Source organism: Pantoea sp. F_5, assembly GCF_008631595.1.
Taxonomy (GTDB): domain Bacteria; phylum Pseudomonadota; class Gammaproteobacteria; order Enterobacterales; family Enterobacteriaceae; genus Pantoea; species Pantoea gossypiicola.
The window spans coordinates 66044-88219 of sequence record NZ_VWUO01000008.1; the positions used below are offsets into that span (position 1 = coordinate 66044).

At 54.4% G+C, this 22176-nt stretch carries 22 protein-coding genes; 10 read left to right on the forward strand and 12 right to left on the reverse strand.

The window, feature by feature from the left end; all coding sequences use genetic code 11:
* Positions 1 to 130: 130 nt before the first annotated feature.
* Complete coding sequence (locus F3I44_RS12385) at positions 131 to 1888, forward strand: sulfite reductase subunit alpha (RefSeq protein ID WP_150011855.1); 1758 nt, start codon at positions 131 to 133, stop codon at positions 1886 to 1888.
* 110 nt (positions 1889 to 1998) lie between these two features.
* On the opposite strand, the gene sspB is transcribed toward F3I44_RS12385, so the two are convergent.
* From sspB to zapE, 5 genes are all read right to left on the reverse strand, one after another.
* Positions 1999 to 2484: a ClpXP protease specificity-enhancing factor gene (gene sspB, locus F3I44_RS12390; RefSeq protein WP_150011857.1), complete on the reverse strand. Its 486-nt coding sequence runs from the start codon at positions 2482 to 2484 to the stop codon at positions 1999 to 2001.
* A 3-nt stretch (positions 2485 to 2487) separates the two neighbouring features.
* Positions 2488 to 3129, reverse strand: a complete 642-nt coding sequence (gene sspA / locus F3I44_RS12395) for a stringent starvation protein SspA (RefSeq protein ID WP_003851135.1) — start codon at positions 3127 to 3129, stop codon at positions 2488 to 2490.
* A gap of 331 nt (positions 3130 to 3460) precedes the next feature.
* Complete coding sequence (gene rpsI / locus F3I44_RS12400) at positions 3461 to 3853, reverse strand: 30S ribosomal protein S9 (protein WP_008925401.1); 393 nt, start codon at positions 3851 to 3853, stop codon at positions 3461 to 3463.
* Positions 3854 to 3868: 15 nt separating this feature from the next.
* Positions 3869 to 4297, reverse strand: a complete 429-nt coding sequence (rplM, locus tag F3I44_RS12405) for a 50S ribosomal protein L13 (protein WP_150011859.1) — start codon at positions 4295 to 4297, stop codon at positions 3869 to 3871.
* Positions 4298 to 4524: 227 nt separating this feature from the next.
* Positions 4525 to 5652 carry a cell division protein ZapE gene (gene zapE, locus F3I44_RS12410; RefSeq protein ID WP_150011861.1) on the reverse strand — a complete coding sequence of 376 codons (1128 nt, stop codon included), beginning with the start codon at positions 5650 to 5652 and terminating at the stop codon, positions 4525 to 4527.
* Between the two features lie 178 nt (positions 5653 to 5830).
* On the opposite strand from zapE, the gene zapG reads away from it, so the two are divergent.
* The 3 genes from zapG to degS all read left to right on the forward strand — a co-directional run bounded on the left by zapG (position 5831) and on the right by degS (position 8867).
* The gene (gene zapG, locus F3I44_RS12415; protein ID WP_003848291.1) at positions 5831 to 6232 is read left to right on the forward strand and encodes a Z-ring associated protein ZapG; all 402 of its coding nucleotides are present in this window, start codon (positions 5831 to 5833) and stop codon (positions 6230 to 6232) included.
* A 110-nt stretch (positions 6233 to 6342) separates the two neighbouring features.
* The gene (degQ, locus tag F3I44_RS12420) at positions 6343 to 7716 is read left to right on the forward strand and encodes a serine endoprotease DegQ (protein ID WP_150011863.1); all 1374 of its coding nucleotides are present in this window, start codon (positions 6343 to 6345) and stop codon (positions 7714 to 7716) included.
* Between the two features lie 89 nt (positions 7717 to 7805).
* Positions 7806 to 8867: an outer membrane-stress sensor serine endopeptidase DegS gene (gene degS / locus F3I44_RS12425; RefSeq protein ID WP_150011865.1), complete on the forward strand. Its 1062-nt coding sequence runs from the start codon at positions 7806 to 7808 to the stop codon at positions 8865 to 8867.
* Positions 8868 to 9027: 160 nt separating this feature from the next.
* Here the strand turns inward: degS and epmA are convergent, their stop codons facing one another.
* Complete coding sequence (gene epmA / locus F3I44_RS12430) at positions 9028 to 10005, reverse strand: elongation factor P--(R)-beta-lysine ligase (protein WP_150011867.1); 978 nt, start codon at positions 10003 to 10005, stop codon at positions 9028 to 9030.
* Between the two features lie 135 nt (positions 10006 to 10140).
* Here epmA and F3I44_RS12435 point away from each other — a divergent pair, with 135 nt between their 5' ends.
* Complete coding sequence (locus F3I44_RS12435; protein WP_150011869.1) at positions 10141 to 10665, forward strand: lipocalin family protein; 525 nt, start codon at positions 10141 to 10143, stop codon at positions 10663 to 10665.
* 55 nt (positions 10666 to 10720) lie between these two features.
* On the opposite strand, the gene F3I44_RS12440 is transcribed toward F3I44_RS12435, so the two are convergent.
* The 3 genes from F3I44_RS12440 to efp form a co-directional block, all read right to left on the reverse strand.
* Positions 10721 to 10855 (reverse strand): entericidin A/B family lipoprotein, encoded by a 135-nt coding sequence (locus F3I44_RS12440; protein WP_003848302.1) that lies wholly within the window; start codon positions 10853 to 10855, stop codon positions 10721 to 10723.
* 102 nt (positions 10856 to 10957) lie between these two features.
* Entirely contained in the window at positions 10958 to 11089 is a 132-nt protein-coding gene (locus tag F3I44_RS12445; RefSeq protein ID WP_003848306.1) for an entericidin A/B family lipoprotein, read from the reverse strand.
* 50 nt (positions 11090 to 11139) lie between these two features.
* Positions 11140 to 11706, reverse strand: a complete 567-nt coding sequence (efp, locus tag F3I44_RS12450; RefSeq protein WP_009092495.1) for an elongation factor P — start codon at positions 11704 to 11706, stop codon at positions 11140 to 11142.
* 43 nt (positions 11707 to 11749) lie between these two features.
* Here efp and epmB point away from each other — a divergent pair, with 43 nt between their 5' ends.
* The 5 genes from epmB (at position 11750) to F3I44_RS12475 (ending at position 19272) form a co-directional block, all read left to right on the forward strand.
* A complete protein-coding gene (epmB, locus tag F3I44_RS12455) occupies positions 11750 to 12778 on the forward strand; it encodes an EF-P beta-lysylation protein EpmB (protein ID WP_150011871.1) in 1029 nt (342 codons plus the stop codon).
* Positions 12779 to 12830: 52 nt separating this feature from the next.
* The gene (locus F3I44_RS12460) at positions 12831 to 13454 is read left to right on the forward strand and encodes a response regulator transcription factor (RefSeq protein ID WP_150011873.1); all 624 of its coding nucleotides are present in this window, start codon (positions 12831 to 12833) and stop codon (positions 13452 to 13454) included.
* Positions 13451 to 16555: a transporter substrate-binding domain-containing protein gene (locus F3I44_RS12465; RefSeq protein ID WP_190285936.1), complete on the forward strand. Its 3105-nt coding sequence runs from the start codon at positions 13451 to 13453 to the stop codon at positions 16553 to 16555. The genes F3I44_RS12460 and F3I44_RS12465 overlap by 4 nt, the downstream gene beginning before the upstream one ends.
* Before the next feature lie 99 nt (positions 16556 to 16654).
* Positions 16655 to 17089 carry a DUF1090 family protein gene (locus tag F3I44_RS12470; RefSeq protein ID WP_190286019.1) on the forward strand — a complete coding sequence of 145 codons (435 nt, stop codon included), beginning with the start codon at positions 16655 to 16657 and terminating at the stop codon, positions 17087 to 17089.
* Positions 17090 to 17151: 62 nt separating this feature from the next.
* Positions 17152 to 19272, forward strand: coding sequence for a fimbria/pilus outer membrane usher protein (locus tag F3I44_RS12475; protein ID WP_150011879.1), 2121 nt, complete (start codon positions 17152 to 17154; stop codon positions 19270 to 19272).
* 41 nt (positions 19273 to 19313) lie between these two features.
* Here the strand turns inward: F3I44_RS12475 and F3I44_RS12480 are convergent, their stop codons facing one another.
* The 3 genes from F3I44_RS12480 to F3I44_RS12490 form a co-directional block, all read right to left on the reverse strand.
* Positions 19314 to 19661, reverse strand: coding sequence for a DUF4156 domain-containing protein (locus F3I44_RS12480; protein ID WP_150011881.1), 348 nt, complete (start codon positions 19659 to 19661; stop codon positions 19314 to 19316).
* Positions 19662 to 19981: 320 nt separating this feature from the next.
* On the reverse strand, positions 19982 to 21631 hold the full coding sequence (gene groL / locus F3I44_RS12485; protein ID WP_150011883.1) for a chaperonin GroEL: 1650 nt from the start codon (positions 21629 to 21631) through the stop codon (positions 19982 to 19984).
* 48 nt (positions 21632 to 21679) lie between these two features.
* Positions 21680 to 21973, reverse strand: coding sequence for a co-chaperone GroES (locus F3I44_RS12490; RefSeq protein ID WP_009092502.1), 294 nt, complete (start codon positions 21971 to 21973; stop codon positions 21680 to 21682).
* Positions 21974 to 22176 lie beyond the last annotated feature (203 nt).

The following is a 22176-nucleotide window of genomic DNA, read 5'->3' on the forward strand; positions in this document are numbered from 1 at the left end:
ATCGTTGTACCGGACAGAGGCAGAACCGCTCTCCCCTGCTGCACATGCTGCGGCGCGGGGAGGCGGAACTGCTTTCAGACCGGAGAACGCCACTGATATCGGGCGAGAACGGGATTGAGTAAAAGTACCCATGAAAATTCCTTATATTCCAGAAGATGCACCTTTTAATGGCGATCAGAAATACTGGCTGGCTGGCTTTCTTGCGGGGCTTCACTCCCGTCTGCTGGTATTAGAAGACAAACAGCAACCCGCCGCGGGTACAGGCGCAGCCGCGACCACGCAACTGCACATTCTGTACGGCTCACAGACCGGCAACGCCGAAGCACTGGCGCAGACCGCAGCGAAATCTGCCCGTGCGAAAGGGCTGGTGCCCGTGGTGCAGGCGCTGGGCGATGTCGATCTTGACGTATTTGCCACCATGCGCCATGTGCTGATTGTCACCTCGACCTATGGCGAAGGTGAAATGCCGGACAACGCACAGCTGTTCTGGGATGCGATCTCTGCCAGTACCGCACCGCGTCTGGAGCAGATGCATTTCGCCGTGCTGGCGATTGGCGATACCGGCTACGATGGCTTCTGCCAGGCGGGCAAGTTCATTGATATGCGCCTTGAGCAGTTGGGTGCGAAACGCGTGGTGGATCGTATTGACTGCGATATCGACTATGAAGAGCCGTCCAGCGAATGGCTGAACAGCTCAATGCCACAGTTTGCGGCCAGCGCGGGCAGCAGCGGCACTGTGCTGGAGAGTGCGCCTGAAGCACCGGTCATCCCGGGCAGCAACAAATCGAATCCGTATGCTGCCGCGCTAATCACCAACAAGCGTTTGTCAGGTGAGCTGTCAGCCAAAGATATTCGTCATTTCGAATTCGACCTGTCGGATAGCGGCCTGAAGTATGAAGCAGGCGATGCGCTGGGCGTGATTCCGGTCAATGAGCCGTCACTGGTCAGCCTTCTGCTGACGCAGCTCAATGCTGATTACCAGACGCCAGTGCCTGGCTTTGACCGCAGCCTCGGCGACCTGCTGACCTATCAGTTCGAAATCTCTGAGCCGTCACGCAAGTTAATCGAATGGGTTGGACAGAACACGACCAATCAGGAATTGCGTCATGTCTTACAGCATGATGATAAAGATGCACTGGGCGTCTGGCTGTGGGGCAAAGATACCCTTGATCTGCTGCAGCTTGAGCTGACGCGCACGCTGGCGGTGCCTGAGTTTGTTGCCCTGCTGCGCCCGCTGCAGCATCGTGCTTACTCTATTTCATCCAGCTCTAAAGCACACCCTAACCAGGTGCACCTGACCGTTGCCTCGGTGCGTTATCACAGTGGCGGCCGTAATCGCGGTGGCGTCTGCTCGACCTATCTGGCCGAGCGCGTGCGTCGGGGTGAGAAGCCCGCTATCTTTATCTCACCCAATAAATCGTTCCGCGTGCCTGCTAACAACAGCGCACCGCTGATCATGGTGGGACCGGGCACCGGTATCGCACCATTCCGTGCCTTCCTGCAGGAGCGCCAGGCAACCGGCGCGCAGGGGAAAAACTGGCTGTTCTTCGGCGATCAGCATCAGGAACATGACTTTATCTATCAGGATGAATTACTTGCCTGGCGGGATAACGGCTTGCTGACGCGTCTGGATCTGGCGTTCTCGCGCGATCAGGAGAAGAAAATCTACGTACAGAGCCGGATGCTGGAACAGGGCGCAGAGCTTTATGCGTGGCTGCAGGAAGGGGCGTACTTCTACGTCTGTGGCGATGCCTCACGTATGGCGAAGGATGTGGATAATGCGCTGTATGAAGTGGTTCGTCAGTTTGGTGGTCTCTCTACCGAGCGTGCTGCGGACTACGTCGATCAGCTGAAGAAAGAGAAACGCTACCTGCGCGACGTCTACTAATCGCGAAGGTCTGCTGAAAAATCCGGCTTGCGCAGGCAGCCGGATTTTTTTATGGCTGACAGGCAAAAAAATACCCGCCGGATGGGCGGGTATTCGCTGTTATGTCACGGCTATTTCACGACGCGCAGTGAAGGCCGTCCGCCACGTGGCGGTGGATCGTCATCAGGCGGTGTCTCGTCATCGCTGGCGTCGTCAGGACGATCGCCATCAATCACTGACATCATGGTCTCTTCCTGACCCTCTGATGCCTCCTGCATACCCAGCTCGTAAGCCGGTTCCGGTTCAAACATCGTGCCGGCACCGTTTTCACGTGCATAGATCGCCAGAATCGCCGCCATCGGCACGCTAACCTGGCGAGGAACGCCACCAAAGCGGGCGTTGAACGACACCTGATCATTGGCCAGGTCGAGGTTACCGACAGCGCGTGGCGCAATGTTCAGGACAATCTGACCATCACGCGCATACTCCAGCGGCACCTGCACACCCGGCAGATTAATGTCGACCACCAGATGCGGCGTCAGCTGGTTGTCGAGCAACCAGTCATAGAAGGCGCGCAGCAGATAGGGACGACGTGCAGTAAGTTGCGACATTTCCATACGTTAAGCCCGGGCTTGCAGGCGCATTTCACGTTCAGCTTCAGTTAATGAAGCAAGGAAAGAGTCACGCTCAAATACGCGGTTCATGTAACCTTTCAGCTCTTTTGAACCCGAGCCGATGAGATCGATGCCCATAGAAGGCAGACGCCATAACAGCGGTGCCAGGTAGCAATCGACCAGACTGAACTCTTCACTCATAAAGTAAGGCGTACGGCCAAACAGTGGCGCGATGGCCAGCAGCTCTTCACGCAGTTGCTTGCGTGCGGCTTCGGCTTCCTGACCCGTGCTGTTCTCGACCTTCCGCATCAGGCTGTACCAGTCCTGCTCGATACGATGCATCATCAGGCGGCTGTCACCACGGGCAACCGGATAAACCGGCATCAGTGGAGGATGCGGAAAGCGCTCATCCAGATATTCCATGATGATGCGTGATTCATACAGCGTCAGCTCACGATCTACCAGCGTTGGTACCGTGCGATACGGATTGAGGTCAATCAGATCCTGCGGCAGGTTATCCATTTCGACCTGCTCGATCTCTACGCTGACACCCTTCTCCGCCAGGACGATACGAACCTGATGGCTGAAAATGTCAGTAGGACCAGAAAACAGCGTCATTACCGAACGTTTGTTGGCAGCGACAGCCATGAAAACCTCCAAGTTTGTTCACAAAAAGATACTGCGAATAGCCAACCACACGGCGATTCACCAGCTTATCGAACTCGCACGCAACCTGGTTAGCCGCGTCACAGATACTGACGCCCCGACAGTGGGAAGGCGCATAACGCACCGGCCTGCGGGCGCAAAGTGACACAGAGTTTACCAGATTTTAGGCTGCTTGTGGGCGAGTAATGAATCTTTGCAGGTAAATTGAGCGCGACGTTACGGTTTTCGCGGGGAAGTCGTGGGAGGAGAGAAAATAAAAAACCCGCCGAAGCGGGTTTTTTGAGCCAATTGCCACAGCCGGAGCTGCAAACAATTAACGCTTGGAGAACTGAGGACGACGACGTGCTTTACGCAGGCCGACTTTCTTACGTTCAACCTGACGCGCATCACGGGTAACGAAGCCTGCTTTACGCAGTTCGCCACGCAGTGATTCGTCGTATTCCATCAGAGCGCGGGTGATACCGTGACGGATCGCACCAGCCTGACCAGAAATACCGCCACCTTTAACAGTGACATAGAGATCGAATTTACCAACCAGATCCAGCAGTTCCAGCGGCTGACGAACGACCATGCGGGCAGTTTCGCGACCGAAGTACTGTTCCAGAGAACGTTGGTTAATAACGATGTTACCGCTACCCGGCTTAATGAATACGCGAGCGGTAGAGCTTTTGCGGCGACCAGTGCCGTAGTTTTGAGTTTCAGCCATTGCCTTTAATCCCGATTAAATGTCAAGAACTTGCGGTTGCTGTGCCGCATGGTTGTGCTCGTTGCCTGCGTAAACTTTCAGTTTACGGTACATAGCACGACCCAGCGGGCCCTTCGGCAGCATGCCTTTAACCGCGATCTCAATCACACGCTCAGGACGGCGAGCAATCATCTCTTCAAAGGTCGCCTGTTTGATACCACCGATGTGGCCAGTGTGGTGATAGTAGATCTTGTCAGTACGCTTGTTGCCGGTTACAGCAACTTTTTCTGCGTTCAGAACGATGATGTAATCACCCGTATCAACGTGCGGAGTGTATTCCGCTTTATGCTTACCACGCAGACGGCGCGCCAGTTCAGTCGCCAGGCGACCCAAAGTTTTGCCCGTTGCGTCAACTACAAACCAGTCACGTTGGACGGTTTCTGGTTTAGCTGTAAAAGTTTTCATCGAAAAGCTTACCCAAATTAAGTTACACGTTGGTGAAATCCCAAACGCTTAAGTAAACGAATGAGGCTCACACGACCATTTTGACCAGCAAGCCACCCCTTCGGATAGAGTTACTGGAACACAGAGGATTTGGGAAAAAAATCCTTTGCTGTAACGTGGGGTCGCAAGATTATAGAGAAGTCGGTTACAAAAATCGAACCCTATTTCGGTATTTATCCTGTTTATTCTCACGGCAGGTGCGGTAAGCGCAGATACTCTTCGCTCTGCATCTCCTGAAGTCGCGATAAACAGCGCTGGTATTCAAATTTCAGTCGCGTGCCCTGATAAATCTCGGTCAGTGACGTTTCCGCCGCGACCACTAGCTTCACATGACGTTCATAGAACTCATCGACCAGCGCCAGGAAACGGCGCGCCTGATCTTCGGTTTTGTAGATCATCACCGGCACGTCATAGAGCAGCACGCTGTGAAAACGGCGCGACAGCGCAATGTAGTCATGCTGGCTGCGGCCCTCTCCACACAGGGTCGTGAAATTAATCGCCAGTACGCCTTCGCTGACGCCCAGCGTCGGCATCTGGCGATGATTAATTTCCAGAACCGGTGCCGCTTCAGGCTGACTTCCTGACAATGCTTTGAACATCCGGCCCATCTCGGCATGCGTCTCTGCGTTGAGCGGGAAGTTCCACAGATGTGCGGAGGTCAGCGTGCGTAACCGGTAGTCGATACCGGCATCCACGTTCATCACATCACAGTGCCGTTTTATCTGCTCAATCGCAGGCAGGAAGCGCGCGCGTTGCAAACCATTGCGATAGAGATCGTCCGGCGGAATGTTCGAGGTGGCGACCAGCGCAATACCGCGTTCAAACAGCGCTTCCATTAGCGTGCCCAGCAGCATGGCATCGGTGATATCGGAGACAAAAAACTCATCAAAACAGAGGATGTCGGTTTCGGCTTTGAATTTGTCCGCCACAATTAGCAACGGATCGCTCTGGCCCTGAAGCTGCGTAAGTTCTTCGTGTACCCGCAGCATAAAGCGGTGGAAGTGCAGACGCAGTTTGCGATCGCCAGGAATAGACTGAAAAAAGAGATCCATAACCCAGGTCTTACCGCGACCAACACCGCCCCACATATAGAGCCCGCGTACCGGTTGTATCGTCTCGTTTTTCTCTTTGCCAATCAATTTAGAGAGGCGACCCAGCAGGCCGGATGAGGAAGGCGCGGCGGATTGTTGCCGGGCAACCAGCGCCTGCTGCAGCGCGTCTAAACGGGTAATCGCTTCACGTTGTACGTCATCGGGCCTGAATTCGCCCTGCGACAGCGCCTGCTCATAGCGTGCAAGCGGAGTTGAGGTTTGCATTATTGTTTCAAAGTCCCTGAATGGTGTCTGATTGATACCACGGTTGCTGAAAAAAAGGCCGTTCTACACTAAGCCATGCAGCTCTGGAGTTCCACATCCATAAGATTAACGGTTATAGTGACTGTTATTGAAGTGGTGCAATGCCCTACGGAACAATGGAAATAACACGGGAGTCATTATGACCTGGGAATACGGGCTAATTGGTTTAGTGGTAGGTATTATTGTCGGCGCAGTCGCCATGCGTTTTGGCAACAAAAAACTGCGTGAGCAGCGCAGCATGCAGTACGAGCTGGAAAAATCGAAAGCGGAGCTGGCTGACTATCGCGAAGAGCTGACCAACCACTTCGCGCAGAGCGCGGAGCTGCTGGACAACATGGCGCGTGACTATCGTCAGCTCTATCAGCACATGGCAAAAGGCTCGAATGACCTGCTGCCAAATCTGCCTGGCCAGAAAAATCCGTTTGCCTATCAGCTGACTGAAGCTGAAGCGGACAACGATCAGGTGCCGGTGCAGATGCCGCGCGACTACTCTGAAGGCGCATCCGGTTTACTGCGTGGCGAGCGCCCTGCCCGCGACTAATCTTTTTGGGGCGCAGACTGTCTGCGCCCACTGAATTTGCGAACCCTGACCGCAAACGACTGTCACACTTACTAATTCCTCCCACCTTTTGCAGCGAGAGCGTTGTAGCAATGAAAAAACAAGCACGCCTGTTTAGCGCATTAGCCCTGAGTATTGGGATGAGCCTTGCCGCCGCGCCAGACGCGATGGCAACGCTGCCAGCACAAATTGCGGGCCAGCCGCTGCCAAGTCTGGCACCGATGCTGGAAAAAGTGTTACCTGCCGTGGTCAGTGTTCACGTGGAAGGCACTGATTCGGGTGCACAGGCTCAGGATATTCCTGAACCCCTGAAGCGTTTTTTCGGCCAGATGCCTGGCGGAAACAATCAGCCACAGCCATTTGAAGGCTTAGGTTCTGGCGTCATCATTGATGCCGCTAAAGGCTACGTGCTGACCAACAATCACGTGGTCAACGGTGCGGATAAGATCAACGTACAGCTTGGCGACGGCAGCGAATACGAAGCCAAACTGATCGGCCATGATGAGCAGACCGATATCGCGCTGATTCAGATTCAGGGCGCAAAAAACCTCACGCAGGTGAAAGTCGCAGACTCCGATCAGCTGAAAGTGGGTGATTTCGCGGTGGCGATCGGTAACCCGTTTGGTCTGGGGCAGACTGCCACCTCCGGGATTATTTCTGCGCTGGGCCGCAGCGGCCTGAATCTGGAAGGGCTGGAAAACTTTATTCAGACCGATGCCGCAATTAACCGCGGTAACTCGGGCGGCGCGCTGATTAACCTTAACGGTGAGCTAATCGGTATCAACACCGCGATTCTGGCCTCCAGCGGCGGTAACATCGGCATTGGCTTTGCGATTCCGAGCGATATGGCGATGAACCTCGCGCAGCAGCTGATCAAATTTGGTGAAGTGAAGCGCGGTCAGCTCGGCATCAAAGGCACTGAAATGACGGCGGATATGGCTAAAGCGTTCAATGTCGATGCGCAGCGCGGGGCCTTTGTCTCAGAAGTCTTACCGCAGTCTGCCGCACAGAAAGCGGGCGTGAAGTCCGGCGATATCATTACGTCGATCAACGACAAGCCGATTACCAGCTTCGCAGAATTACGCGTCAAAGTGGGCACCACGCCGCCAGGCGAGCAGGTTAAACTTGGCCTGCTGCGCGAAGGTAAACCGCTAACCGTTACCGTCACGCTGGAACAGAGCGCCCAGAGTACCGCCAGCGCTCAGCTGATGTCACCTGCACTTCAGGGCGCAACCCTGAGTGATGGACAGACCAAAACCGGTGATAAAGGCGTTAAGGTCGATACCATCGAAAAAGGGACACCGGCTGAACAGGTTGGCCTCCAGAAAGATGATGTGATCATCGGCGTTAACCGCAATCGGGTTCAGACCCTGGCTGAGATGCGCAAAATACTGGAAGGCAAACCGCCGGTTCTGGCATTGAACGTGGTGCGCGGCGATGAAAGTATCTATCTGTTGTTGAGATAAACCTCGCATTATGGCGGACACAAGCGCGTGTGTGTCCGCCGCTCTCATGTTATTCTCCCCTGCGATCTCCCCTGGCGTGATTTAACACCATGTTTCTTAAACTTTTGCGTGCCGTAGTGCTGGGCCTGATTGTGGCGGGTATTCTACTCGCAGCGCTGCCTGCACTGCGTATGGGCAGCGACGCCCTCTATAACCACGACAATATCGCCGACGAAACGCCCTTCAGCTTCAATCAGGGGGTGCGCCGCGCTGTGCCTGCCGTTGTGAACGTTTACAACCGCAGCGCCCATGGCAACAACAATCGTGGCATCACCACCCTGGGTTCAGGGGTGATCATGAATACGAAAGGCTACATCCTGACCAATAAGCATGTGATCAACAATGCCGATCAGATTATCGTGGCATTGCAGGATGGCCGCTTCTTTGAAGCGACGCTGGTGGGTTCCGATGGCATGACCGATCTGGCCGTGCTGAAGATTACCGCTTCTGGCCTGCCTGTTATCCCGATCAATCCCAACCGGCAGCCGCATATCGGTGATGTCGTGATGGCGATAGGTAACCCCTATAACCTGGGACAGACGGTGACGCAGGGCATTATCAGCGCCACGGGTCGGGTTGGACTGAGTTCATCAGGCCGTCAGAACTTCCTGCAGACCGATGCGTCGATCAATCAGGGTAACTCCGGTGGCGCGCTGATTAACTCGCTTGGCGAGCTGATGGGCATTAATACCCTGACCTTCGATAAAAGTAACGATGGCGAAACGCCGGAAGGGATTGGCTTCGCCATTCCAACCGTCTTAGCCTCAAAAATCATGGATAAGCTGATTCGTGATGGCCGGGTCATCCGCGGCTATATCGGCATTACCGGGCGTGAGTTGCCGCCGCTGCACGGACAGGGCAGCAATCTGGATCGGGTTCAGGGGATTATTGTCAGTGTGGTCACGCCAGATGGACCGGCAGATAAAGCCGGGATTCAGGCCAACGATGTATTGCTCAGCGTCAACGGCAAGCCAGCCATCTCCGCGCAGGAAACCATGGATCAGGTGGCCGAAATTCGTCCGGGTTCAGTAATTGATGTGCAGGTGCTGCGAAACGATCAGAAGCTGACGCTGCCGGTGACCATTCAGGAATTTCCGGATAGCAGCAGCTGATTGGCGGGGTTTTAAACTACCAGCAATGCCTTAGCCGGAGGGGCGGGGATGGCCCATCTGAAGAGCAAAGCGTCCGAGCCAGGATGGCGAGGCAGACCTACAGGGATGTAGGTTTCCTTTGCGATCAGATGGGCCATCCCTGCCCTTTTCGCCCGGGCTCTTAGCAGCGATCAACCGGAAAGGCGATCACCTCACTCAGTGACTCTGCTTTTAACGCCAGCATAATCAGCCGATCAATACCCAGCGCGACCCCGGAACAGGCGGGCATACCGTGCGCCAGCGCATCCAGCAGATAAGTATCAATAGGATGGACCGGCAGACCGCGCGCCGCACGGCGGCGGTTATCCTGTTCAAAGCGCTGACGCTGCTCACGGCTGTCGGTCAGTTCACGGAAGCCGTTCGCCAGCTCAATACCCTTGTAATAGACCTCAAAACGCTCGGCCACACGATGATCTTCCGTACTGATCTCCGCCAGTGCAGCCTGGCTGGCCGGGAAATGATAAACGAAGCAGGGCTTATCCTGACCAATCTTTGGTTCCACACCCAGCATAAACAGCAGCATCAGTAAGGTATCGCGATCCTCTTCTGCACGCGCCAGCTCGCCCTCACCCAGCTTCTCTGCCGCTTCACGCAACTGTGATTTATCTGCTGACAGCGGATCCAGCTCAAGATGGCGGATAAACGCCTGCTGATAAGAGAGCGACTCTGCGCTGTCACACTCCAGCACCTGCTGCATCAGATCATCGACTTCGTTCATCAGACGGTACATGTCGTAATGCGGACGATACCACTCCAGCATGGTAAATTCGGGGTTGTGGTGACGTCCCGCCTCTTCATTGCGGAAGCTGCGCGCCATCTGGTAGATCGGGCCACTGCCCGCCGCCAGCAGGCGTTTCATATGATATTCCGGGCTGGTCATCAGCCAGAGATCGCGTCCCTGCGCCGCACCAGGCCCGACAAAACGCGTCTGGAACGGCACCAGATGGATATCGGTAATCGTTGCCTGGCTCATCGCTGGCGTATCGACTTCCAGCACGCCGCGATCGGCAAAGAAACGACGCACTTCAGCTAAAATAGCGGCGCGTTTTAACAAATTGGCGATGGATGCGCTTGGTTGCCAGCTTGTCGTTTCGCTCATGGTGATGACTCCTGATACAAATTAGGGGGGGAAGTCTACCTGCAATGCCTGCGGCAAACAATCTCGTGCCCGCGATGCCAAAAACAGCGTTTCGGCTTCTATACTTAAGCGGTTAAATCACAAAGGAATCCCACTATGTCTCCATGGAAAACAGTTGTTGCCAGCCTGAGTGCTTTTCTCTCTGTTGCCTGTAGCACCACACCGCCAAAGAACGTCACGGTCGTTGATAACTTTGACAGCCAGCGCTACCTCGGTCAGTGGTATGAGATTGCCCGCCTTAACCATCCCTTTGAGCGTGGCCTTGAGCAGGTGACGGCACACTACAGCCCGCGTGAAGATGGCGGTCTGAAAGTCATCAATCGTGGCTATAACGTCAAAAAGCAGCGCTGGCAGGAGAGCGTCGGTAAAGCCTATTTTACTGGTGAACCCCAGCGTGCGTCGCTGAAAGTCTCTTTCTTTGGCCCCTTCTACGGCGGCTATAACGTTATCGCACTGGATCCCGACTATCGCTATGCGCTGGTGTGCGGCCCGAATCGCCATTATCTCTGGATACTGTCACGGACACCCCAACTGGAGCCAGGCGTAAAAGAGAAACTGGTTGAACAGGCGCGTCGGGATGGTTTCCCGGTCGAAGAGTTAATCTGGGTAAAACAGAAATAGTGCAGACGATGACAAGCCGGTACGAAAAGTCTTTCGTACCGGTTGAAATAACAGGTTACTTCGTGCTGTTCTGAATCGCCTGGCCACCCGCTTCGACATCTTCACCGACGCCACGCGTGGTATTACACGCCGTCAGCAGAGAAGAGAGCACCAGTACAGAGAAGATTGCGGCAATACTTTTCTTTAACATAACAATGTCCTTTTTGATGGATGTAAAGTACAGCGTTTTAAGCATAGCCGGATTTCAGGCAGTTGCTGTGGGCGTGACTCTAAAAAGGACAATCAGTTAAGGTCATTTTGCCGCACGCGAAATGGCACCACCTAAGTGGGAGACATCTTCACCAAAACCGTGGAATGTGTTGCAGGCGCTAAGCGCAGAAGAGACCAGCAACGCGAATGCGATTAATTTTGCCAGCTTGATCATTTTTTCTCTCAGACAAGAAAAAGGCGCACCAGAAGATGCGCCTGCGAATCTTATTTTACGCGTGACACGTATTCGCCAGAGCGGGTGTCAACTTTCACCACTTCACCCTCCTGCACGAACAATGGCACTTTCACCACAGCGCCGGTAGACAGCTTGGCTGGCTTACCGCCGGTCCCCGCAGTGTCACCTTTCAGGCCTGGATCGGTTTCCACGATTTCAGCTTCGATAAAGTTTGGCGGCTGAACGGCGATTGGACGACCGTTCCACAGCGTAACGATACATTCTGCGTTGTCCTGCAGCCATTTCGCTGCTTCGCCCACAGTCTTCTCTTCAACCGGGAACTGCTCAAAGCTCTCCTGGTGCATGAAGTGGTAAAACTCACCGTCGTTGTACAGGTAGCTCAGGTTGGTATCCATCACGTCTGCGCCTTCGGCGGAGTCGGTGGATTTAAAAGTTTTCTCAACGCGAGAACCCGTCAGCAGGCGACGCATTTTAACGCGTGCGAATGCCTGACCTTTACCCGGTTTAACGAACTCACTGGATTCGATGGCATATGGCTCGCCTTCAAACATGATTTTAAGACCGGGACGGAAATCGTTGCTAGAATAAGTCGCCATGAAGGCCCTCTACGAAAATTGATACTGGTACTAAGCCAAAAAAATGGCACACATTGTAACCCTAAAAATACCTTCCAGAGAAGATTGGTTGCAGCAACTTGCTGATGTTGTCACTGAACCTGATGAATTACTGCGGATTTTAGCCCTGGATCAGCACACAGAGCTGACAGAGGGTGCGGATGCGCGGCGTCTTTTCGCCCTGCGTGTTCCGCATGCGTTCATCCGGCGGATGAAAAAAGGCGATGCGCACGATCCACTGCTGCTGCAGGTATTGACTCAGCGTCAGGAATTCATCGATGCGCCAGGTTATAGCACCGATCCGCTCGATGAACAAAGCAACGTTGTACCTGGATTGCTGCATAAATACCTAAACCGGGCGTTATTGCTGGTAAAAGGCGGCTGCGCGGTCAACTGTCGCTACTGCTTCCGTCGTCACTTCCCCTATCAGGATAATCCCGGCAACAAGCGGAGCTGGCAGGCTGCTCTGGACTATATCGCCGATCATCCTGAGCTGGATGAGATCATTTTCTCCGGCGGCGATCCGTTAATGGCAAAAGATCATGAGCTCGCCTGGTTGATCGCAGCGCTGGAAAAGATCCCGCACCTTAAGCGTCTGCGCATCCATAGCCGTTTGCCGGTGGTAATCCCCGCGCGCATCACCGATCAGCTCTGTCTGATGCTCAGCGAAACCCGTCTGCAGGTGTTGATGGTGACGCACATCAATCATGCGCAGGAGATCGATGATGAGCTGCGCGAGGCGATGATCAGCCTGAAGCGTGCCGGGGTGACCCTGCTGAATCAGAGCGTGCTGCTACGTGGCGTCAATGATAATGCCCGGACGCTGGCCACGCTGAGCAATGCGTTGTTTGATGCGGGTATTCTGCCCTACTATCTGCACGTGCTGGATAAGGTACAGGGTGCCGCGCATTTCTTTGTGTCTGATGAGGAAGCCCGTCAACTGGTGCGTGCCCTGCTGTCACAGGTCTCGGGTTATCTGGTGCCAAAGCTGGCGCGAGAAATTGGTGGGGAGCCAAGTAAAACACCGTTAGATTTACAGTTGCGTCAGGAATAACATTACCGGTAGATTCTCCCCTGATTAACGCACTTCATTAACAAGGATGTTTATGTGTGTCATTCTGGTCATTGATGATCATCCGGCAATTTGTTTTGCCGTCAAAGCGGTGCTGGAAAAAGAGCCCGGCTTTACCGTAGCGACCTCGCGTGGGGGTCAGGTGTTGTTACAACTGCATCAGCATGCGCCCCAACTGCTCATACTGGACATTGCGCTGGAGAATGAAGATGGGCTGCTGCTCTTACCACGCATCCGTGAGCATTATCCCGACTGTAAAATCCTGATCCACAGTGGTTTGCCTGCGCAAAGCTACGCCGGGCGCGCCCTACAGGCTGGTGCAGATGGCTTTATCAGCAAACAGACCTCTCTGCTGCACCTCCTCCCTGCGTGCCATCTGCTGCTGAATGGCTATACGGTTTTCCCGACAGGAATTGCTCTCCAGTCCCTATCTGATAACACCCGCGATCCTCGTCAGCTTCTGGCTAAATTTTCCAACAGGGAAATGGTGGTGCTGCGCCTCTTACAGGAAGGCAAAAGCCATAAAGCGATTGCCGATCAGCTGGCGCTGAGCCACAAAACGGTCAGTACTTACAAAGCCCGAATTCTGGAAAAAAGCGGGGCAAATTCAATTGAACAGCTAACTGAATGGCTTGCTGCGGATGCTGCTTCGCCATGAGGTGGATTGCATTTCTGCTGCTGCTGTTTTGCACCCAGTCACCTGCGGCAGAATCCCTTCAGCTATTAGCCCATACGCAGTTCTCACTTAAACATCCTGAGCTGACTCAACAGGAGTGGCAGTGGATTTATGGCAAAAAGTCACTGCGCCTGGCGGCCTGGAAACCCGTAAACCCGCCCTACTCACTTATCCCCGGCCGTCAGGACTACAGCGGCATCGCAGCCGATTATCTTGGCATCATCGCAGCTACGTTACGCCTGCCGGTTACGGTCATCCTGTATGAAAATCGTGAAGAGGCGCTGCGCGCGCTCAGGCTGGGAACCGCTGATGTTATCGCCTTTGCCCAGCATGACGCCCTCTTTTCTCACCTGACTCTGAGCCAGCCATGGAGTACCTCTTTGCCGGTGCTGGTCAGCAGACAAGGCAGCGATGCCTCTCCAGGTACTGCGCTGCGGATTGGCGTTGATCGCGATGACAGTCATGCTGAGGATGAAAAAAAACGTTTTCCGTCTGCCCTGTTCATCCCTTTTGATTACACACGCCAGGCACTGGAAGCCGTGACTTTCGGTAACCTCGACCTTTACCTCGGTGATCTCATCACCACGCAATACCTGATCAATCAGGAGAATCTCAAGGAGCTGGATGTTGAGATCCGGCATGGCGTGCCCGCGCCTGCCTTTTCCTTTGCGGCTATACCCGATCAGCGCAACTGGATTGTGATTATTAACAAACTCCTGTCCCGCATTCCGCAATCGACCCAGGCCGAGATCCAGCAACGCTGGCGCGGCGGTTCTTCCGCCAGAGACAAACAAGAACTCAAACCCCATTTGAGTCAGCTTGAGGAAAAATGGCTCAGTGAGAATCCGCAGGTGACGGTTTCGGTGCTCAACGATAATTTTCCACTGAGTTACATCGATCAACAGGGGCAGTTTCAGGGCATCCTCGCCGATGTGCTGTCAGCCATACAAAAACGTGTGGGGCTGCAGTTCGTTATTCGTCGGGAAAAAAAACTGACTGATGCTTTTGCTGCGCTGCGCCAGGGTGAGAGTGAGGTGCTGGCGGGCGCCTCACTTTACAGCGCCCAGCAGCAGGGTTTGCTGGCCTCACGCGCGATTTTCTACTCGTCACGCGCGCTGGTGATTTCCCGTAATGCGCCAGCAGATATCCTGCCGCAGCGCCTCGCCTATCTGTACGGTGAACAGCCTGAGCAAAAATTACATGAGTACTATCCTGACAGTCATTTACTCGCGGTTAATCGCTGGCAGGAGGGTTTGGATAAAATCGTACGGGGCGAAGCCGATGGCATGCTGATGCCGCTGATCGTGGCTGAGCCGCTGGTTAACGGTCGCTATGCTAAGCAACTCAGGCTCGCACAGGGGCTATGGCATGAACCGTTGCGCGTGGTTCTGGCCTCCGCAGGTAAGCAATACACGTTAGCCAGTATTCTCGACAAAACGCTGATGAGCCTGCCACCTGAAGAGATGAACGCCATCATCAGCACTAAGCAGTCAGAGTTGCCTGCCACGATCTCAGCGCGACATCTGCCCACCAGCCTGCCGCTCGGGTGGCTACCGGTCATGGTTATCCCCTGGCTGATCGCACTCATCTGGCTCATCTGGCGTTACCTGCGCCAGCGCAAAGCGTTACAACAGGCACAGCATCGTGTTCAGCAACAAAACGCCTTTCTGGCAACCCTGAGCCATGAAATACGTAACCCACTCAGTGCCATCAACGGCATGCTGGAGTTACTCTGCCAGCCCCGATCGGCTACTCATCCTGATGACGATGCCCTGCGTGTCGCCTATGAAGCGACTGACGCACTGCTTAGCCTGACCAGTGAAATCCTCGACTTTACCCGGCTGGAAGCAAACCGGCTCATTCTGCGTCCGGAGCCGGTCTCATTGCGGGCGCTGCTGGAGTCTGTGGCCGCTGTTTATGAAAGCATTGCCCGCCAGAAGAATCTGCGCCTGCTACTGGCCATTGATGCAGCCCTGAGCCGTAAAGTGCTGGCTGACCCGCTGCGTCTGCGCCAGATTGTGACTAACCTGCTGGGCAATGCGATAAAATTCACTTCCGCAGGTGACATTCTGCTGGAAGCTCTCTGCGATGAAAAACCTGATGCACTACTGTTTATCACCCTGCGCGTGCAGGACAGCGGTGCAGGCATTGATCCTGCGACAGCACAGTGCCTGTTCCAGCCCTTCTCGCAGGGAGAAAGCGAGAGTGTCGCTCAGGGCAGCGGTATGGGGCTCTACATCTCTCGTTCACTGGCGCGCATGATGGGCGGCGATATTGTGTTACACAGCAAGCCGGGTAAAGGGTCGACGTTTAGTGTCACCCTGCAACTGCGGCAGTTGGAAGAGTCTGACTTCTCTCAGCCTGATGTCACCCCCTCTTCCCCGAGTCGTCGTTCGCTCTGCGTGCTGGTGGTGGACGATCAGCCCGCTAACCGGTTTCTTTTACGACAGCAGCTACGCTGGCTCGGTCATGAGGCCATTGAATGTACTGATTTGGCGCAAATCGCCGATGACATCACCCGCTACAGTCCTGAACTGGTGATAACCGACTGCCTTATGCCGCAGCAAAGCGGTTTTACCCTGACGCGTAACTTGAAACAGCGCTGGCCACACCTCACCATCTGGGGCATCTCCGCCGATCGTGACAAACAGACGCTGGAAGCGGCGGCTGAAGCGGGTATGACAATCTGCTTACCTAAGCCGCTCACGCTGGGCGAATTACAAAAACAACTGGATCAGCTCATGCAGCCTGTCGCAACGCTCTGGTCACCTGCGGCCCTGCCGGATGCTCTGCTCTCCAGCACTCATTATCTTCCGTTTCTTCAGATGCAAATCACTGCGCTGGATGAGGCGCTAACCGATCTTGCCTGCTGGCAGCAGGATGGTCAGCCGCCGCTCTCCGCGACGCTGCATCGTCTGCAGGGTGGCGTTGCCCTGCTGGGTGCCACGCAGCTGACATCGCTGTGCCAGCAACCTGATCCCGCTCCGGAAATGTTGCAAGAGTTGATAAGTCTTACCCGGTTACTGCGTCAGGAGTTGGCCGAAGAGACTACAAAAATCACGGACGGTCTGACAGTAAAGTGAGTCTGGTCTGACATTGAGACGCTGAGTATGGCTGCCTATTATCGTGCTCACCAGAGGAAGCCAGGGTGGCCCTCGGAGAACCTAACCAGGAGCACTATCATGAAAAAATTATCCGCTATCGCACTGACCCTTATGATGACACTGGGCGCAGCAAGCGCTGCACAGGCATCAGTTGCCGCTTGTACTGCCATCAACAGCGCCAAGCTGAAGAAAGAAATTACCATGGCGAACAAGTATGGCAACACGGCGAAAGCCGCGGCGCTGGAAGAAGCTCTGGCTAATATTGAAACTAACTGCGCCGTTAAAGAGCAGAAAGAAGCTCAGGAAAAAGTCACCAAACTTGAGAAGAAACTGGTTAAAGCGCAGAAAGAAGTGACTGAAGCGCAGGCCGATCTGCAGAAAGCTCAGGCTCAGGGTAAAACCAGCAAAATCACTAAATATCAGAATAAAATCTCTGAAAAACAGGCCAAGGTTGAGCAGGTCAGTTCCGAGCTGGAAACCGCTCGCGCTAATCTTGCTGCACTGAACAGCTAATTTTCAGGCGTTGTTCGACAAAAACGGAAGCAGGTGCTTCCGTTTTTGTCGTGACTGTCATCATGCTTCCCCTCATTTTACTTCTGTTGCTATTGCCCTACAGCGCACTGGCCGCTAGTGCCGAAAAAACTACCCTATTCGTCAATCATCTCTACAAAGGCAACGTCGCACTGGAAATCGTGCATCAGCGGCCCTGTCTTCAGCATGAACTGCTGGAAGAGTGGAGCGTGATGGATAGCCAGCTGGCTGAACCGATCTGGACTGCCGAAGGTTGCCTTGATCCGCAGTCACCGGCGCTGGCGGGGGAGATTTTTCGCTATCGTGCTGACCTCAACATGCTGACGCTGACGCTCCCCGAAAGCTGGTTTGACTCGCAGCTCGGCGGGGTCACCACCAGCCGCTGGGATGATGGCATTAACGCCCTGTTCAGTAGTTACAGCCTGAATATTGATCGCGAGCGCGCGTTGAGCGAGTGGGATGAAACCGGTGTATCCAGCACGCTGGATTTTAACAGCGGTCTCAATGTCGGTCCCTGGCGGGTCCGCTATCAGAACACCGTCTGGAGCGATCCCAGCGATCACGGTTCTTACACCCGTTCGATGGCGATCTGGCGCAGTATTACGCCATTACGCTCTCGTATGACAATCGGGGACTCTACCTCTTCTGATGCAGTTTTTGCTTCACTCCCCCTGCGTGGTGTTTCGCTGGTCAGCGATGAAACGATGTATCCCAATAGCTGGCGACGTCAGGCCCCCTGGATTACCGGCTATGCCCGCTCAGACGCGACGGTCACGCTTTATCAGGGTGGCACGCAGATCTATCGCACCCAGGTTCCACCCGGATCTTTCACCATCCGCGACTATCTGCCCAGTAGTAGCAGCAGTAGCAGCACCATTACGATGCAGGTTGAAGAGAGTGACGGCACGGAACATACCAGTCTGCTGCCGTGGGTGTCATTGCCCAATCTGGTGCATGAAGGCGTCATTAACTATGAAGTCCTGGCGGGTCACTACCGGCCCACGTACAAATCGAGCCTGCCGCAACCGGTCTTCTGGCAGGGTACGCTTTCTGGCGGGATCGCGCAGAATCTGACGCTGTTTGGCGGCATACAATCCTCGGCCGCCTACTACAGCGTGGCGAGTGGTATCGGCTTGGCCCTGCGCGCCGACAGCACGCTGTCGCTTGATGTCACCCAATCTCAGGACAGCGGCAAAAAGACACCGGGCAGAGGTGAAGTCTGGCGTCTGCGCTACGCCAAAGCGTTTTTCAGTAACAACACCAGCCTGAATGGTCTGGTCGCTTACTATCCGCCGGGCAGCCATTTTCATACGCTGGGAGAGAAGATCAGCCAGGCCAGCTACAGCAGTGCCAGCCTGGATAACCGCCGCTGGCGTGCTGAACTCAATCTCAGCCGCAATTTTACTGAGGACATCACGCTGACGATGGGCTGGGCACAACAGGCCGGACGCGCGCCCGGTAGTCACACTCGTACCGCCAGCCTGGATCTCAGCGCGGTCTGGGAAGAAGTGGATATCAGCCTCAGCGCTAGCCACAACCGTTATGGCCACTCCCTGGCAGAAAATACCGTTGCGCTCAGCCTGAGCCTGCCTTTTACCTTCGGTTCAAATTATCTCACCGCCAGTCACGTCACGCAGGTCGATCGGGCCGGTGCAGTGACCCAGGGCGTGGAGATGGACGGCACAGCATTTCGGGATTTCAGTCTGCGCTACGGCATGGGTGCCTATACCATGCGAAATGGCAGTGAACGCCTCGCCGGTAATCTGGGTTACAGGTACAACGCGGGTGAAGCCAATGTCAGTTTTGAAAACGGCAGCCAGCAACGTGCATTACATGGTGATTTGAGTGGCAGCCTGATGTGGCATGCGGATGGCATTACCGCCGGTCAGACGCTGGGTGAAACCATGGGGTTAGTGACAATGCCGGCCAGCGCGCAGGCCGGCGTTTACAATCAGTACGGCACCACAACGGATAGCCGGGGCCGCCTGCTGATTAGCTATCTGACACCGTGGCGCGTCAATAACATCACGCTGGATACGTCAGGCATGTCAGAAGAGATGAAAATGGAGGTCAGCCGACAGGAGGTTGTGCCCACGCTGGGAGCGATAGTGCGGGCAGACTTCGTGCCTGCTCTACCCAGTGTCAAAAAAGAGGTGAAAAAGTAAAAACAACAGCGCCAGAAAGGCTGGCGCTGGCGTTTGTTACCTTATGGGCACTTATAAACCTGACCGGTCATTTTGCTGTCGAGTGGCGCGAACGCGGATAACAGATTTTGCGTCGGGCTGGTGGCACCATAAATGACGTTGCCGCCCATCTCCGCGGCGCGATTGCGCAGATCATTAGCAGCACCGCGCAGTGCGCTGGTTTCGCCGCCTGCACCGCTCAGCCAGTTGCTCTGTGAGCCGGTAAGGTTGCCCAGAAGCTGGCAGGAACTGGCAGGCTGCTGATCGGTAAACGTCACGCGCTCGCCTGCCGAAGAGAGTTGCGTAGAGCTGCTGCAGCCCGCCAGCAATAACGTGCCAGCCGTCAGTCCGAGCAAGAGGTTAATCCGCATTGTAATCCCCATTTATTATCATCAGAGTCGGATGGCAGCGTAGCAGAAAAAAAGCACTTTTTTCTGCACATTCATTGCCTTAATCCCGTTATATCCCCTCAATATTTCATGTTACGTCTCGGCGACTCTGCCTGCCTGAAGAATGAACTGAACATCAGTGAATTCAGCCTGACAACTGCAGACAGCGTGCAGACAACGGGAAATATCAGGAGGAAAGACGTACGATTGCGCCACTACTTATACTATTTTCCTGCCCAAAAGAAAAACCCCCGGCCGTTTCCGGTCGGGGGTTCTTTTGTGACTCAGGCAGTCAACGGCAATTACATCATGCCGCCCATACCGCCCATGCCACCCATACCGCCAGCGCCTGCGCCTAAATCAGGTGCGTCGCCTTTTGGCAGGTCAGTGACCATGCACTCGGTAGTGATCATCAGACCCGCAACAGAGGCCGCGTACTGCAGTGCAGAACGGGTCACTTTGGTTGGGTCCAGGATACCGAAGTCGATCATGTTGCCGTACTCTTCAGTCTGCGCGTTGTAACCGTAGTTACCGTCGCCCGCTTTCACGTTGTTCGCCACAACAGAAGGCTCTTCACCGGCGTTAGAGACGATCTGACGCAGTGGTGCTTCCATCGCGCGCAGCGCAACTTTGATACCGACGTTCTGGTCTTCGTTCTGACCACGCAGCTCTGACAGCTGTGCTGCAACGCGAACCAGCGCCACACCACCACCTGCAACCACGCCTTCTTCGACAGCAGCACGGGTTGCGTGCAGTGCATCTTCAACGCGCGCTTTCTTCTCTTTCATTTCAACTTCAGTGGCTGCGCCCACTTTCAGAACGGCTACGCCGCCTGCCAGTTTCGCGACGCGCTCCTGCAGTTTTTCTTTGTCGTAGTCAGAGGTCGCTTCTTCGATCTGCTGACGAATCTGGGTAACACGGCCCTGAATGGTGTTCTCTTCACCCACACCGTCGATGATGGTGGTGGTGTCTTTGTTGATCACAACACGTTTTGCCTGACCCAGATCTTCCAGCGCAGCTTTTTCCAGCTCCATACCGATCTCTTCAGAGATTACGGTACCGCCGGTCAGGATAGCGATATCCTGCAGCATGGCTTTACGACGGTCACCGAAGCCTGGTGCTTTAACCGCAGCGACTTTCACGATGCCGCGCATGGTGTTCACCACCAGTGTTGCCAGCGCTTCGCCTTCAACATCTTCCGCGATGATCAGCAGTGGTTTGCCTGCTTTCGCAACGGCTTCCAGCACTGGCAGCATTTCACGGATGTTAGAAATTTTCTTGTCAGCCAACAGAATGAACGGCGATTCCAGTTCAACTGCACCCGTTTCTGGCTTGTTGATGAAGTAAGGAGACAGGTAGCCACGATCGAACTGCATACCTTCAACCACATCCAGCTCGTCCTGCAGGCCGGTGCCTTCTTCAACAGTGATCACGCCTTCTTTACCGACTTTTTCCATCGCCTGAGCAATCAGCTGGCCTACGGTTTCATCGGAGTTAGCAGAGATAGTACCAACCTGCGCAATCGCTTTAGAGTCTGAGCAAGGCACAGACAGCGCTTTCAGTTTTTCAACCGCAGACACAACGGCCTGGTCAATACCGCGCTTCAGATCCATCGGGTTCATACCCGCTGCGACCGCTTTAAGGCCTTCGGTAATGATTGACTGTGCCAGTACGGTTGCAGTGGTGGTGCCGTCGCCCGCAGCGTCATTCGCTTTAGAGGCCACTTCTTTCACCATCTGCGCGCCCATGTTTTCGAACTTGTCTTCCAGTTCGATTTCACGTGCTACAGAAACACCATCTTTAGTGATGGTCGGTGCACCAAAAGATTTATCCAGAACCACGTTACGGCCTTTCGGGCCCAGGGTAACTTTTACTGCATCTGCCAGTACGTTCACGCCACGCAGCATTTTTACGCGAGCGTCATTACCGAATTTTACGTCTTTAGCTGCCATTTCAATTGTCCCTTAAATTCGTTTCGTTCAGTGAGTTACGCGAAAAAATTACGCTTCAACAATCGCCAGAATGTCGCTTTCAGAGATGATCAGCACTTCTTCGTTGTCGATCTTTTCGGTTTTAGCACCGTAACCTTCATTGAAGATCACGACGTCACCAACCTTCACGTCCAGCGGCTTAACGTCGCCACTCTCAAGGATGCGGCCATTGCCGACAGCCAGAACTTCACCTCGGGTGGATTTACCGGCTGCAGAACCGGTCAGCACGATGCCGCCAGCTGATTTAGCTTCAACTTCTTTACGCTTGACGATAACGCGATCGTGCAATGGACGAATTTTCATTTGATAGCTCTCCTTTGAGAAGTCCAATCATTCAGTTTTGGGGTTGAACACCGGGCTGCATGGCTTCCGGCCTCGTGACCAGAGAGATAGGGTCATACCCACCTGCTTTCAAGGGGGCGGACAACAAATTTTTTACCCGAACATGATAAGTGGCGGCTTTTTGAACAGAAGGCGCGACAAATAAAAAACGCAGCCCGGAGGCT